Annotated in this window: 12 protein-coding genes; 1 reads left to right on the top strand and 11 read right to left on the bottom strand. The window is 45.7% G+C overall.

Annotation, left to right across the window (positions count from 1 at the left end):
• Positions 1-26: 26 nt before the first annotated feature.
• From folP to ABF87_RS01410, 3 genes are all read right to left on the bottom strand, one after another.
• Entirely contained in the window at positions 27-860 is an 834-nt protein-coding gene (gene folP / locus ABF87_RS01400; protein WP_160827323.1) for a dihydropteroate synthase, read from the bottom strand.
• A 72-nt stretch (positions 861-932) separates the two neighbouring features.
• Positions 933-2,846 (bottom strand): ATP-dependent zinc metalloprotease FtsH, encoded by a 1,914-nt coding sequence (gene ftsH, locus ABF87_RS01405; protein WP_160827324.1) that lies wholly within the window; start codon positions 2,844-2,846, stop codon positions 933-935.
• 157 nt (positions 2,847-3,003) lie between these two features.
• On the bottom strand, positions 3,004-3,621 hold the full coding sequence (locus tag ABF87_RS01410) for an RlmE family RNA methyltransferase (RefSeq protein WP_160827325.1): 618 nt from the start codon (positions 3,619-3,621) through the stop codon (positions 3,004-3,006).
• A 30-nt stretch (positions 3,622-3,651) separates the two neighbouring features.
• Between ABF87_RS01410 and yhbY the strand changes: the two genes are divergently transcribed.
• Positions 3,652-4,005, top strand: a complete 354-nt coding sequence (yhbY, locus tag ABF87_RS01415) for a ribosome assembly RNA-binding protein YhbY (protein WP_160827326.1) — start codon at positions 3,652-3,654, stop codon at positions 4,003-4,005.
• Positions 4,006-4,013: 8 nt separating this feature from the next.
• Here the strand turns inward: yhbY and greA are convergent, their stop codons facing one another.
• From greA to ABF87_RS01455, 8 genes are all read right to left on the bottom strand, one after another.
• Positions 4,014-4,490: a transcription elongation factor GreA gene (greA, locus tag ABF87_RS01420; protein WP_160827327.1), complete on the bottom strand. Its 477-nt coding sequence runs from the start codon at positions 4,488-4,490 to the stop codon at positions 4,014-4,016.
• Positions 4,491-4,555: 65 nt separating this feature from the next.
• The gene (gene carB / locus ABF87_RS01425; RefSeq protein WP_160827328.1) at positions 4,556-7,765 is read right to left on the bottom strand and encodes a carbamoyl-phosphate synthase large subunit; all 3,210 of its coding nucleotides are present in this window, start codon (positions 7,763-7,765) and stop codon (positions 4,556-4,558) included.
• Positions 7,766-7,809: 44 nt separating this feature from the next.
• Positions 7,810-8,955: a glutamine-hydrolyzing carbamoyl-phosphate synthase small subunit gene (gene carA, locus ABF87_RS01430; RefSeq protein WP_160827329.1), complete on the bottom strand. Its 1,146-nt coding sequence runs from the start codon at positions 8,953-8,955 to the stop codon at positions 7,810-7,812.
• 169 nt (positions 8,956-9,124) lie between these two features.
• The gene (locus ABF87_RS01435; protein ID WP_160827330.1) at positions 9,125-9,778 is read right to left on the bottom strand and encodes a hypothetical protein; all 654 of its coding nucleotides are present in this window, start codon (positions 9,776-9,778) and stop codon (positions 9,125-9,127) included.
• Between the two features lie 88 nt (positions 9,779-9,866).
• Positions 9,867-11,054 (bottom strand): aminotransferase class I/II-fold pyridoxal phosphate-dependent enzyme, encoded by a 1,188-nt coding sequence (locus tag ABF87_RS01440; protein WP_160827331.1) that lies wholly within the window; start codon positions 11,052-11,054, stop codon positions 9,867-9,869.
• Positions 11,054-11,308, bottom strand: coding sequence for an acyl carrier protein (locus tag ABF87_RS01445; RefSeq protein ID WP_160827332.1), 255 nt, complete (start codon positions 11,306-11,308; stop codon positions 11,054-11,056). The genes ABF87_RS01440 and ABF87_RS01445 overlap by 1 nt, the downstream gene beginning before the upstream one ends.
• A gap of 26 nt (positions 11,309-11,334) precedes the next feature.
• Positions 11,335-12,249 (bottom strand): NAD(P)-dependent oxidoreductase, encoded by a 915-nt coding sequence (locus ABF87_RS01450; RefSeq protein ID WP_160827333.1) that lies wholly within the window; start codon positions 12,247-12,249, stop codon positions 11,335-11,337.
• Positions 12,250-12,255: 6 nt separating this feature from the next.
• Positions 12,256-14,079: a fatty acyl-AMP ligase gene (locus tag ABF87_RS01455; protein ID WP_160827334.1), complete on the bottom strand. Its 1,824-nt coding sequence runs from the start codon at positions 14,077-14,079 to the stop codon at positions 12,256-12,258.
• Between the last annotated feature and the right edge of the window lie 22 nt (positions 14,080-14,101).

The raw sequence follows: 14,101 nt of genomic DNA on the forward strand, positions 1-14,101 counted from the left end.
GGGCACAGTAGTTTCTTAGAGCTTCCTTAAGCGTCTTTATTCTGCAGTGCGGCATATACTGCAAGTGCATCTTTGGTTGCTTTGACATCATGCACTCGTACAATTTTGGCACCTTTAACTACTGCAAGCAAGGCTGCGGCAATACTTTCATGCAGTCGGTTCTCCACATTGTTGCCAGTGATGGCTCCCAGCATAGATTTACGCGAAATACCCACTAATATCGGAATATCCATAATTTCCAACTGGTTGAGTTGAGACAGGAGGGTAAGATTGTGATGAAGCGTTTTGCCAAAACCAAAACCCGGATCGATCACGAGCCGCTCTTTTGAAATCCCTGCTTCAACCGCTGCAGCAACGCGTCGCTGCAGGAAATTGCTCACCTCATCGATTACATGGGTGTAGCGGGGCTGTTGCTGCATGTTTTGCGGGGTGCCTTGCATGTGCATCAGGCAGACTTTGATGCTGGAGTTTTTTGAAATCACTTCTAAAGCACTGGGGTTTTGCAACGCATTGACATCATTAATCATGTAAGCGCCGGCTTCAATCGCTTCCTTCATGACCTCCGGTTTTGAAGTGTCAATCGAAATTGGAATCTGAGTATCGCGCAAGGCTTCCAGTACGGGAATGACACGATGCAGTTCTTCGTCAATACTGACTGACAAACTTCCCGGACGTGTGGATTCTCCACCCAAGTCCAAGATATCAGCTCCCTCATTAATGAGATTCCTGGCATGTTGAATGGCATCCTGCGTTGATAGATAGCGACCGCCATCTGAGAATGAATCCGGTGTGATGTTGACGATGCCCATGATAAGCGGGCGATTGGGGTGGAGCAATTGGTTCTGGTCGGTTAAGGCCATGGAATGAAGGAAAATACCCAATAAATAAGGGATACGAGTATAACTCGTATCCCTTATCGAGGTATTTGAGAATTAGTCAGCTTCTTTGACTATTTCCTGTGGGGTAGCAGTTTCACCTTTCACATCACGTGTCGTAGAAGGTTCTCCTGTTGTGGGTGAAGACATGGATTGAGGTGGTTTGGGCGGACGAGGAGGGCGACCCTCCATAATGTCGTTGATCTGATCGCTGTCAATCGTTTCCCATTCCAACAATGCCTGTGTCATGGCTTCGATTTTATCCTTATTGGCTTCGATGAGTTTGCGCGCCAGTGTGTATTGCTCATCAACGATGCGACGAACTTCTGCATCGACTTTCTGCATCGTTGCCTCACTGACGTTTTTATGAGTAGTCACTGAACGACCCAAAAAAACTTCTCCTTCATTTTCACCATACACCATTGGACCCAACGTATCCGACATCCCCCATTGAGTCACCATCTGTCTCGCCAGCTCAGTAGCGCGTTCAAAATCATTGGAAGCGCCAGTCGTCATTTGATTCATGAACACTTCCTCAGCAATCCTTCCCCCAAACATGACGGAAATTCTTTGCAGGATTTCTTCACGTTCCATGCTGAACCGATCTTCTGTAGGTAATTGCATGGTGACTCCCAGTGCTCGGCCACGAGGAATGATAGTGACTTTATGCACCGGATCGGTTTTGGGCAGCAATTGTGCAACCACCGCATGTCCTGATTCATGATAGGCGGTATTGCGACGTTCATGCTCCGGCATGACAACGGAACGCCGTTCCGCGCCCATGAAAATTTTATCTTTTGCCCGTTCGAAATCATCCATGTCCACGAGCCGCTTATTGCTTCGAGCTGCAAACAACGCTGCTTCATTCACCAAATTAGCCAGATCGGCACCTGACATACCCGGCGTGCCGCGTGCCAGAATCTCAGCTTTGACGTCCGGTGCCAATGGAACTTTGCGCATGTGTACATGAAGAATTTGTTCACGGCCACGAATATCGGGCAGCGGTACGGTAACCTGGCGGTCGAAACGACCGGGCCGTAACAATGCCGGATCCAATACATCAGGTCGGTTGGTAGCTGCGATCACGATTACGCCCATTGCGCCTTCAAAACCATCCATCTCCACCAGTAATTGGTTCAGAGTTTGTTCGCGCTCATCATTCCCCCCGCCCAGACCAGCGCCGCGTTGACGACCTACCGCATCGATCTCGTCAATAAAAATGATGCAGGGTGCATGTTTTTTGGCTTGCTCAAACATATCCCGTACTCGGGATGCGCCCACACCGACAAACATTTCCACAAAATCCGAGCCTGAAATACTAAAGAAGGGTACTTGCGCTTCTCCCGCGATGGCGCGCGCCAGTAATGTCTTACCGGTTCCAGGGCTGCCGACCATCAGTACGCCGCGAGGAATCCGGCCGCCGAGTTTCTGGAATTTGGTGGGATCACGTAAAAATTCCACAAGTTCTGCGACTTCTTCCTTAGCTTCTTCACAACCGGCAACGTCATTGAATGTGACCGTATTGGCCGATTTGTCGAGCATACGCGCCTTGCTTTTACCAAACGAAAAAGCGCCGCCGTTGCGACCGCCGCCCTGCATTTGGCGCATGAAAAAAATCCATACGGCAATGAGCAGCAGCATTGGGAACCAGGAAATGAAGATACTCATCAGCATAGAGGGTTCTTCTTCCGGTTTGGCCTCGATAATTACGCCTGCTTTGAGCAGATCACTGACCATCCATGGATCGGAGGGAGCATAAGTCGTGAAACGACGACCGTCAGACTTCGTACCTTTGAGGGTACGCCCTTCGATGATAACCTTCGCAATTCTGCCTTGATTCAATTCGGTGATGAATTGAGAATATTCCATTGGAACCTGCGTCGGTTGACGTACGCTGAATTGATTAAATACGGTCATCAACACAAGTGCAATTACTAGCCATATGGCCATGTTTTTAATTAAATTATTCAAGATAGCTCCTTGGTTTGCACCTTAAAATCATTGATTAGTCATTCTAACCTTAACGGGTAGAATATAACAGAAGATATAAAATTGCTATTACATATCATCTTACTATTTCCTTTTCCTTCACCACTGAGGGAGATTCGTGCATTCTTAGCGATTTCAATTATTTTTTTTCAATTCCTAATAAATATAACTCATTGCTGCGATTCCGCGATGCTTTCGGTTTTCGTATGACGACCTGTTTAAAACTCAAGCGCATGGTTCGTAAAAATTGATCAAAATCCCGTCCTTGGAAAATTTTGACCAAAAAATTTCCTCCATAGTTCAGATGCTCTGTCGAGAAAGCGAGTGCCAATTCGGCCAAATACATGCTGTTGGCTTGATCGCTTATCACGATACCACTCATATTAGGTGCCATGTCAGACATTACAAGATCCGGTTGCTGATTATTGAAATATTTTTGTATTTCTAGCGTGAGATCGTCTTCTCTAAAATCACCTTGGATAAATTCGACGCCCGGTAGAGGCGCCATTTCTAGAATATCCAGTGCAACCACTTTGCCTGTGTTTTTCAATTTTTGCCGCGCAACCTGTGACCAGCTACCGGGGGCCGCCCCTAGATCAATCACCAGCATGCCAGGTTTTAGGATGTGGTCGCGTTCATCGATTTCAAGTAACTTATAAGCAGCTCGTGACCGATAGCCATCTTTTTGAGCTTGCTTGACGAAAAAATCATTGACGTGTTCTTTCATCCAGGCTTTGCTGGTTTTGGATGGTTTCATCAAGTAAAATAATTAGTTTGAAGGAAATTTATGTTAGCACTATCCGTTGCTCAGCGACGCGAACTGAAAGCTCGCGCGCATACGCTCCATCCGATTGTGATGATCGGGAAAACGGGATTATCTGAGAATGTGATTGACGAAGTTGATCGTGGGCTGACGAGCCATGAATTGATCAAAATTAAAGTTCAAATCGATGATCGAATAGCTAGAAATGCCTTATTTGAAGAGATCTGCCAGCGTTTAGACGCAGCCGCTGTGCAGCATATCGGTAAAATATTGGTGATTTTCCGTCCCAATCTGGAACAAATACTTAAAAAGCCTTCAGATTCAGTCAAGAGGAAGAAACGTGAACCATTCCGCACCAAACGCAGTTTTCAAAATTAGTGCTGAAATCAGACATACTTGACATCCAATATCTCATACTCACGAATTCCGCTCGGAGCCTGGACTTCAGCAATATCACCGGGGTATTTGCCAATCAAAGCTCGCGAAATGGGGGAACTGATAGAAATCTTGCCCTCTTTGATATCGGCTTCGTCATCACCCACGATTTGATAAGTGACCGTTTCCCCATTCTGCATATCTTCTAATTCAACAGTAGCGCCAAAGACACAAGCGCCATCGGCATTGATGAGTGCAGGATTAATGATCTGTGCGCTGGAAAGCTTGCTTTCAAGTTCAGCAATCCGTCCTTCGATAAAACCTTGTTTTTCCTTCGCGGCATCATACTCGGCATTTTCTGAAAGATCACCATGAGAGCGGGCTTCCGCAATAGCCGCAATCACTGCAGGACGGTGTATCGTTTTCATCTCATGGAGCTCTTTGCGCAATGCTTCCGCACCGGCGACAGTTAATGGAATAGTACTCATCGTGATTCCTTACCTTTCTTCTTCACCTAATTTTTATCATAAAAGAAATTGATTCTTTTTCGTTCTCATGCCTTGAGCTGCAAGTGTAATTTCTGCAAATTATAAGCTTGCAGCTCGCGTCTGTTGATGATACCAACGCAGGCTGCGCGTGCGCCGGCTAACGTCGTATAGTAGGTCACTTTTGCTTGAAGTGCGGCATGGCGAATCGAATAGGAATCTCGTATGGCGCTGCGCTGATTCTTTACGGTATTGATGATCAGATTGATTTCACCATTCTTAATCATATCCACTATATGGGGGCGGCCTTCGGCAACTTTATTGATGGTGATGACATTCACACCGGCTTCTGTTATTGCCGCGGCGGTGCCGCGCGTTGCATAGAGGGTAAATCCAAGTTCTGCGAGATTACGCGCTATCTCTATGGCGTGAAGTTTGTCAGATTGACGCACGCTGATGAAAATTTTGCCGGAAGCCGGTAATCGGACATCCGTTGCCAGTTGTGATTTGATGAATGCTTCAGCAAACGTGGTGCCCATACCCATTACTTCGCCGGTGGATTTCATTTCGGGTCCGAGTATCGTATCCACCCCGGAAAGTTTTATGAATGGAAAAACCGCTTCTTTGACTGAAAAATATGACGGAATGATTTCTTCTGTAACACCCTGTTCGATCAATGTTCTTCCTGTCATGCAACGTGCGGAAATTTTTGCCAGTTGAAGTCCGGTGGCTTTGGAAATGAATGGAACAGTACGTGAGGCTCTCGGATTGACTTCCAGGACATACACGACATTATCTTGGATGGCGAATTGCACATTCATTAAACCGATGACATTGAGCGCGCGCGCCATCTCTGCAGTTTGGCGACGCAGTTCATCCAGAATTTCAGAGGGCAGATTGAAAGTGGGTAAAGAGCAGGCGGAATCACCTGAATGAACGCCTGCCTGTTCGATATGCTCCATGATGCCGCCGATTAGAACAGTTTCTCCATCATAGATGGCATCGACATCCACTTCTGTGGCATTGGTCAGAAAATGATCCAGTAATACCGGTGAATCGTTGGAAACCTTCACCGCTTCACGCATATAGCGCTCCAGATCAGCTTTTTCATGAACGATTTCCATTGCGCGCCCGCCCAGCACGTAGCTAGGACGAACTACCAAGGGATAACCGATTTCTTCGGCGGCGGCTAGTGCCGCCTCCGGATTGCGTGCTGTGCGGTTGGGCGGTTGCCGTAAACCCAGTTGATGCAGCATTTGCTGGAAACGTTCACGATCTTCGGCACAATCGATCATGTCTGGGCTCGTGCCGATAATCGGCACGCCATTGGCTTCCAAATCACGGGCAAGCTTGAGAGGAGTTTGTCCACCATACTGTACGATGACGCCGTAGGGTTTTTCCACAGCGACGATTTCCAGTACATCTTCCAACGTCAATGGCTCAAAATACAGGCGGTCGGATGTATCGTAATCCGTTGATACCGTCTCTGGATTGCAGTTGACCATGATGGTCTCGAATCCATCTTCGCGTAACGCCAGCGCAGCATGTACGCAGCAATAGTCAAATTCGATTCCCTGACCGATACGGTTCGGGCCACCGCCCAGAACCATGATTTTCTTTTTATGGATCGGTTGCGCCTCGCACTCGTCTTCATATGTAGAATACAAATACGCCGTACTGGTTGCAAATTCGGCCGCACAGGTATCTACTCGTTTATAGACGGGGCGCAGGTCGTGTTGATGGCGGAAATCGCGGATGGTCTTCTGTTCGGTATGAAGGAGTTTCGCCAAGCGCCGATCGGAAAAACCGCTGCGTTTAAGTTTGCGCATCACCAGTTTGTCCAGTGCTTCAAGAGTCGTTGCCGTCAATGCCTGCTCTTGTCTGACTAGATCTTCAATCTGTGTCAGGAACCAGATATCGATATGAGTGAGCTGGTGAATTTCTTCAATCGATAGCTTGCATCTGAAAGCATCAGCAATATACCAAATTCGTTCTGGACCAGGATTTGCCAGCTCGGTTCGGATGGTTTCGAGGTTGTCCGTTTTTTCATCCAGACCATCTACACCGGTTTCCAGTCCTCGCAAGGCTTTTTGCAACGATTCCTGGAAAGTGCGTCCGATGGCCATGACTTCGCCGACTGATTTCATCTGGGTCGTGAGACGGTCATTGGTTTGCGGGAATTTCTCGAAAGCAAAACGAGGCACTTTGGTGACGACATAATCAATAGTGGGTTCAAATGATGCTGGGGTGATGCCGCCGGTGATGTCATTACCTAATTCATTGAGTGTATATCCAACCGCAAGCTTGGCAGCAATCTTGGCAATGGGGAAACCGGTCGCTTTTGAAGCCAATGCAGACGAACGTGAAACACGAGGATTCATTTCAATGACCAGCATGCGACCATCATCCGGATTAATCGCGAATTGAACATTGGATCCACCTGTTTCAACGCCGATTTCACGTAATACCGCAATTGATGCATTCCGCATCAATTGATATTCCTTGTCGGTCAGGGTTTGCGCAGGTGCTACCGTAATGGAGTCGCCGGTATGCACTCCCATCGGATCGACGTTTTCTATGGCGCACACGATAATGCAGTTGTCATTCTTGTCGCGTACCACTTCCATTTCGAATTCTTTCCAGCCAATGACGGATTCTTCAATCAACAATTCCTTCGTCGGCGATGTTTCCAAGCCACGTTCGCAGATATTCAGAAATTCTTCGCGATTGTAGGCAATTCCGCCACCGCTTCCACCCATCGTGAAAGAAGGACGGATAATGACGGGATAGCCTACCATCGCTTGAACTTGCAGCGCTTCCTCCATACTATGAGCTACTGCTGAGCGTGCTGAATGAAGCCCGATGCGCGTCATGGCTTGTTTGAATTTCTCGCGATCTTCTGCTATATCGATGGCTTCGCGGGATGCGCCGATCAGTTCGACGTCATATTTCTCCAGTACGCCATGCTTAACCAGGTCGAGAGCGCAATTGAGAGCGGTTTGCCCGCCCATTGTCGGTAAAAGCGCTTCTGGCTTCTCGATCTCAATGATTTTTTCCAGCATCGTCCAGGTAATGGGCTCAATATAAGTTGCATCGGCCATTTCCGGATCTGTCATGATGGTAGCCGGGTTGGAATTGACCAGAATGATGCGGTATCCTTCTTCGCGCAAGGCTTTGCAGGCTTGTACACCGGAATAATCAAATTCGCATGCCTGACCAATGATAATGGGTCCGGCACCGATGATGAGTATGGATTTGATGTCGGTACGTTTAGGCATAGTAGGAATGAGTAAACATTGCGTGATGGACAGTCAAGCCATGATTAAATTCGATTCTTGCGAATTTTCATCAGGTTAATAAAGTGATCGAATAAATAGCCGGCTTCATGCGGGCCGGGACTGGCTTCCGGATGGCCCTGAAAACAAAATGCAGGCTTATCGGTCAATTCAAACCCTTGCAAGCTGCCATCAAATAGAGAGACATGCGTGATGCGTGCATTAGCCGGCAAAGTGTCAGCATCAACGGCAAAACCATGGTTCTGGCTGGTGATGATCACTTTTCCACTGCGGAGATCGTGCACAGGATGGTTGGCACCGTGATGGCCAAACTTCATTTTGATGGTTCGCGCACCCGTGGCTAATCCTAATAATTGATGACCTAAGCAAATACCGAACAGCGGAATATTTTTTTGTAATATCGCTTGGGTAGCAGAGATTGCGTAATCGCAAGGTTCGGGATCGCCGGGGCCATTGGAGAGAAATACACCGTCGGGCTGAGTTTCCAGAATTTTGTTAGCAGGTGTCTGCGCAGGAAATACGGTTACTTTGCATCCTCGTTGAGCAAGCTTGCGCAAGATCGTGCGTTTGATACCAAAATCATAAGCGGCGACATGATATTGGGATGGAGAAATCTGGAAACCCGATTCCAATGACCACTCTCCTTCTGTCCAGGTATAGGGTTGCGGGCAAGTCACCACCTGGGCGAGATCCATTCCAGCCAAACCAGGGAATGCTCTGGCGGCTTGCAATGCGATATCTTCATTAACATTTCCGGCCATGATGCATCCTGACTGCGCACCTCTTTCCCGCAAGATGCGTGTGAGCTTGCGAGTGTCGATCTCGGCGATTGCCACAACATTCTGCTCTTGAAGAAATTTTGATAGTGTTGCTGTTTTGCGATGATTGCTTGCCACTAACGGAAGATCACGGATTACCAGGCCCGCCGCATGCACTTTATTGATATTTCCGGATTCGAAATCTTCAGGATTGATACCGGTATTACCGATATGCGGATAAGTCAGGGTGATGATTTGCCGGCAGTATGATGGGTCAGTCAAAATTTCCTGATAGCCAGTCATTGCCGTATTAAACGCTACTTCTCCTGTACTGAGACCATCAATACCAATGGAAATGCCATGAAAAATCGTTCCATCGGCGAGAGCGAGGATGGCATTCTGGCGCTGTGACACAACAAACTCCTTGGATACTGGCAAGAGGTGAAAAAAGAACCAAGTCAAGAAGTTCTTTATGGCCTGGCTATTGGAGGAAGGATTATACGTGAAAAGGGTTGGTTTTTCTATGCAGCATCATGTTGCCGCCGAGAGAAATCAAAAGCGGTTTGACCCTGCAAATGGATCCTCATTCCAATCTATACTGAATGGGGGCAGGAGGGGTAAGTATCTTGGGTTTGTCTCGAGCGGCGTCATTGAATGAGGGTAATACCGTCTCAAGAAAAGGAAATATCAGGTTTGTAGATTCGCTTGTGTGCGTCAGGCCCTGATTGCGAATAATTTTTATAAGATTAAATAGCTGTGCTTGAGGATCAAACTCGAAAATTAAGGTATGGGTAATTGCGAATATTTGACTGGTGCTGAAAGGTAAGAAAGGAACATTTTTGGCGCTGAGGTCAGTCACCATCGAACTGATTACAATCAGCAGATCTCGTCCATTGAAATAACCTGTTGCGTCAATGGAGTCCAGTCGCCGAGGTAAGCCATCAATTGCCGGAATTCCTGAATATCCAATTGCTGTGACACTATCAATGCATATGTTATTACTGGTATCGATAACGCGTGGGATACCTCCAGTCAGTGTTAGGCGATAAATGCCTTCTCCTGAATTCTCGATGACCTCAAATCTACTTTGGACTAAGCTGGTGGTGTTAGGAGTAATATCATTGGCATTTGTCGCATTCAAGCATTCTAAGCCATCATAAGCGATGGAAGTACCTGATACATTATTTTGAAATAATAAGAAAATGGAAAGGAAAGCTAAAGTTTGTATTAGTTTCACGACTTTTCTCCTGACCATGAATCAAATCCATTAAGCCATGAAGGTATTCAAGAAAGTATCTTCTTATCCAATGGCTGCAATTTAGTATTTATCCGTTTACTAATGAATATAGTTTGGAAAAAGTTTCCCCGACATATTTAATCTGCTCTGCCGTATGAGCGGCGTTTACGCTGCATCGTACCAGCGATTTACCTTCCGGCGCTGCTGGCGGCAATATCAAATTCACATAAATATTATGCTCGAGCAATTTTTGCCATAGCAGTAACGCTTGCTGCGGTGTATCCACGACGGCTGCAATTACAGGTCCCGGATCAGGTCCCAATTGATAACCTGCCTCGTTTAGCTGGGCATACAATTGCGTACAATTGCTCCATAACTGCTTGCGTAAATGACTGCCCGTCCGTAACAATTGCAGCGCCGCGCGAGTTGAGGCGATCGTTGCGGGCGATGGGGATGCAGTAAAAATATAAGGATGACTTACATAGCGCAGCTGTTCCAATTGAGGGTGATTACTGACGCAGAATCCGCCAATGCTGCATAGGCTTTTGCTGAATGTGCCGGTAATGAAGTCGACTTCTTCGAGTAGGTCGGTTTGTTCTACCAAGCCTTGTCCAGTTTCTCCGAGGACGCCAAGAGAATGGGCTTCATCAAGGAGTAAAATGCAATTATAGGCTTTCTTCAGTCTCACAATCTCAGCTAAGGGTGCCTGGTCGCCCAACATGCTATATATGCCTTCAGCGATTACCAAGGTGGTTTCCGTGCGATCGTCAAGCCGGCGAAGCCGTTTCTCCATATCCACCATATCATTGTGTTTGAAACGAATGATATCTGCACCGCTGAGAACACAGCCATCATAAATACTTGCATGAGAGTCGCCATCAATCAATACAGTATCACCCGGGCCAACCAATCCGGAGATAGTGCCTAAATTTGCTTGATAGCCGGTGGTAAAAACGATGCCGGAACTGCAACGGTAGAATTCGGCAAATTCTTTTTCGAGAGCGCGATGACCATAGTAGCTGCCGTTGGCCATGCGTGATCCGGTTGTGCCGGTGCCTTCTTTATCAATGGCTTCATGCGCTGCTTGGATACACTCAGGAGCAAATGTCAATCCCAGATAATTGTTAGTACCTAATAAAAGTACGCGGCGATTTCCAATTCTGGCTTCAGTTGCGGAATAAACTTCTTCGATGGGAATGCCAAAAGCACCAATGCCATCTGGTAAAAGCGCTTTTCTTGCGGCTGCGGCAGAATCTAATTTCTCGAGTAAATTCATTATGATGTTGATTTAATTTTATATACCAGATCAGCTAGTTGACGAACGGTTTGGACATCGGTCAACCCATTAATTGGAATTGAAATATCGAAAGTATCTTCGATCTCCATAATCAGATTAAGAAGTTTGATGGAATCGATAGACAGTTGGGTAATTAAATTAATGTCCGGTGTAATGGGTAACTCGGAGTTAGTTAATGTACTGAGACGATCACAGAGCAATCGCAAAATTTCATCATAGTCGCTGTCGGTCATAAATTGGAACAGTAAATTGTTTAAAATTAGATTACTTTGGGCAAAATATCATGTAAGCGAATTTTTGGCTGCCAATGGGGAAGGACATCCTCCAGAGGCGCATTATCACATACCCAGTTATTATGTTGTAACTCATTAACTTTTCCTGGTGTTAGCATGGGGGAATAATGCAACACTCGAGACAACCGTAAATTTAATGCCGCGATACTTCTCATGAAAAAATCGGGGATTTGTATGCAATGAATTGGCCTTTTCCATACTTTTTGCGCCAAAATAGCTAATTCTGCATAGCTATAACCGTTGGGCATGCCGTCATCCAATTCAAAAGTTTGATTGATTGTTACAGGACAATTCAACCACGCTCGAATGGCGCTCACTAGATCATGGACATGAATCAATCCAAAGCGATTGTTGATGCTTCCGAAAACCGGCAGAATCCCCCGATGCATCGCTTGAAATAGAGGTTTTAGTTCTTTGTCGCCAGGGCCGTAAACTGCTGTTGGCCTAAATATCGTAAATTGCAATAGATCAGAATGTTGGTAAAACTCTTGCTCAGATAGATATTTGCTTTGTGCATACCAGGATAGCTCAGGTTGTCTGGCAGCTAGGGATGATAAATACAAGAAACGAGGATGTTGCGTTTGGTTGAGTACAACTGATAAAAGATTTTTAGTTCCTTCAATATTGATATGTTCAAATTCTCGAAAAGAGCTTCCTTTTACAGTTGCGGCACAATGAATAACAAACGCTGCATCATTTGTTAAATGATGCAGCGCAGTTAAATTATCTAAATCGCCTTTGATCCATACAAGTGATTCATCGTCAGAATATGAATCACGCCGGGTAAGAGCCCTAACTTTCCACCCATCGTGAATGAGCTCTTGAATCAGTACACTTCCAATAAACCCAGTAGCCCCAGTTACCGCTACTAGTTTAGACATAGGTAATTATCGATCACCTGATTCCATGAAGGATAATTGATGTTCCAAATTCGTTCTTTGAATATAGCCCTGTTTTGCAGCAAAACGTGAGAGTTTTCCCGAAGAAGTTCTGGGTAAAGTATGCGGAGCCACTAATTCGACAACGCAATTTACGCCAAAAGCCATATAAACCAGTTGCTGCAATCTCGTTATCAGGGACTGCCGTTCCGCCACCGAAGTAAGTCTGCATTCAATCACTAATACTATCGTTGTGGTTCCATCTTCATCATTAACACCAAATACAGAAGCTTCACGTGATCTTACTTCAGGTTGCAATTCGGCCAATTCTTCTATGTCTTGTGCACGAATATTGCGACCGTTAACGATGATTACATCAGTTCGCCGTCCAGTGATAAAAAGATCTCCTTCAAATAGAAATCCGATATCGCCAGTATCCAACCAGTTACCTGATTTTAGTGCTTTGTGGGTTTCTTCAGGGTTATTAAAATACCCTGTCATAACGCTATTCCCTTGCACTAGAACACTACCTACCATCATTTCCGATAATTGGCGACCATCTTCATCGACTATTTTAACGGTATGACCGGGTATTGGACGACCACAATTTACAAACTCATTCTGTTTACGACCATCAGCTTGCAATCTTGCCGCCATTCTTTTGTCAATTAATGTCTTATGATCAATCTGGATGCTTTTGCATCCTTGGCCAACTTTTGAAAAGGTAACAGCCAGCGTTGATTCAGCGAGACCATAACAAGGTAAAAAAGCTTTTTCGTTAAATCCTGCTGAAGCAAATTTTTCAGCAAAATTTCTCAATATTTCAGGACGAATCATTTCTGCTCCGATACCTGCGGCTCGCCATGAACTTAGATCTAACTCTTTAAGATCTGACTCTCTTGCACGCATCGTACATAGCTTCAATCCAAAAGGCTGACTAAATGCAATAGAACACCGATTGCGACTTATCATACGTAACCACTGCAATGGCCGAATTGCAAAATCTCTGGTAGCAAGATAATCAACTGAAATCTGTGTAACCATCGGCGCTAAAACTAATCCAACCAATCCCATATCATGATAAAAAGGTAGCCAAGAAGCTGAACGATCATCAGGTTTTACTTCCAGTCCATATCGGACAATCCCTTGCAAATTGCACATGAGGGCGCGTTCAGTAATGACCACGCCTCTGGGAGTGCGTGTACTGCCAGAGGTAAACTGCAAATAGGCGGTTTCATTGGGGTGGTTTGCCTGAAACTCGATATCAAGTCTAGGTAATTGCTGTAGCTTTTCTGGGGTTCCACTCCATTGTACAGACGTTGTGCCTTCTACAGCTTCTTGTAAAAAATGGAAATAATCGAGATTTGCGAGAGCAATGCTTGCTTGACTACTTTCAAGCATCCCTCTTAATTGTTGAACGTATATCTCATGACTTCCCAGATTGACTGGAATAGGCATTGCAAAAGGAACTAAACCAGCATAGCGACATGCAAAGAACAACTCGACAAATTCAGGCGAGGTATCAGCAATGATTGCAACACGGCTACCTCGAGGCAAATTAAAGTTATATAAACGCTGAGCTAAAATGCGAGCATTCTGTCTTAATGAATGGTAAGGAAGAACAGAACGCAAATTCCCTCTTGCATCATAAAAATTATATCCAGTCACTCCATTTGCGGCGTACTCTAAAGCATCTGTTAGCGTAGCAAAATTCGCTAACCGTTGAGCAACCGTATTAGGAGTTGGTGTCGGTGTTAAATGTAATTCGCTTGAAGGTTGAGAATTAAACGCTTGCGTTAGCGGAGCGTTCAACTTGGTTATTGTCGAACTCAAGATCTTCCCCTCGAAGTAATAG

This window comes from Nitrosomonas sp. JL21 (assembly GCF_009833095.1).
GTDB lineage: Bacteria > Pseudomonadota > Gammaproteobacteria > Burkholderiales > Nitrosomonadaceae > Nitrosomonas.

Coding starts and splice junctions, on each gene's coding strand:
- folP (WP_160827323.1), bottom strand. CDS start 860: ATGGCCTTAACCGACCAGAACCAATTGCTCCACCCCAATCGCCCGCTT.
- ABF87_RS01410 (WP_160827325.1), bottom strand. CDS start 3,621: ATGAAACCATCCAAAACCAGCAAAGCCTGGATGAAAGAACACGTCAAT.
- yhbY (WP_160827326.1), top strand. CDS start 3,652: ATGTTAGCACTATCCGTTGCTCAGCGACGCGAACTGAAAGCTCGCGCG.
- greA (WP_160827327.1), bottom strand. CDS start 4,490: ATGAGTACTATTCCATTAACTGTCGCCGGTGCGGAAGCATTGCGCAAA.
- carB (WP_160827328.1), bottom strand. CDS start 7,765: ATGCCTAAACGTACCGACATCAAATCCATACTCATCATCGGTGCCGGA.
- ABF87_RS01440 (WP_160827331.1), bottom strand. CDS start 11,054: ATGAATTTACTCGAGAAATTAGATTCTGCCGCAGCCGCAAGAAAAGCG.
- ABF87_RS01445 (WP_160827332.1), bottom strand. CDS start 11,308: ATGACCGACAGCGACTATGATGAAATTTTGCGATTGCTCTGTGATCGT.
- ABF87_RS01450 (WP_160827333.1), bottom strand. CDS start 12,249: ATGTCTAAACTAGTAGCGGTAACTGGGGCTACTGGGTTTATTGGAAGT.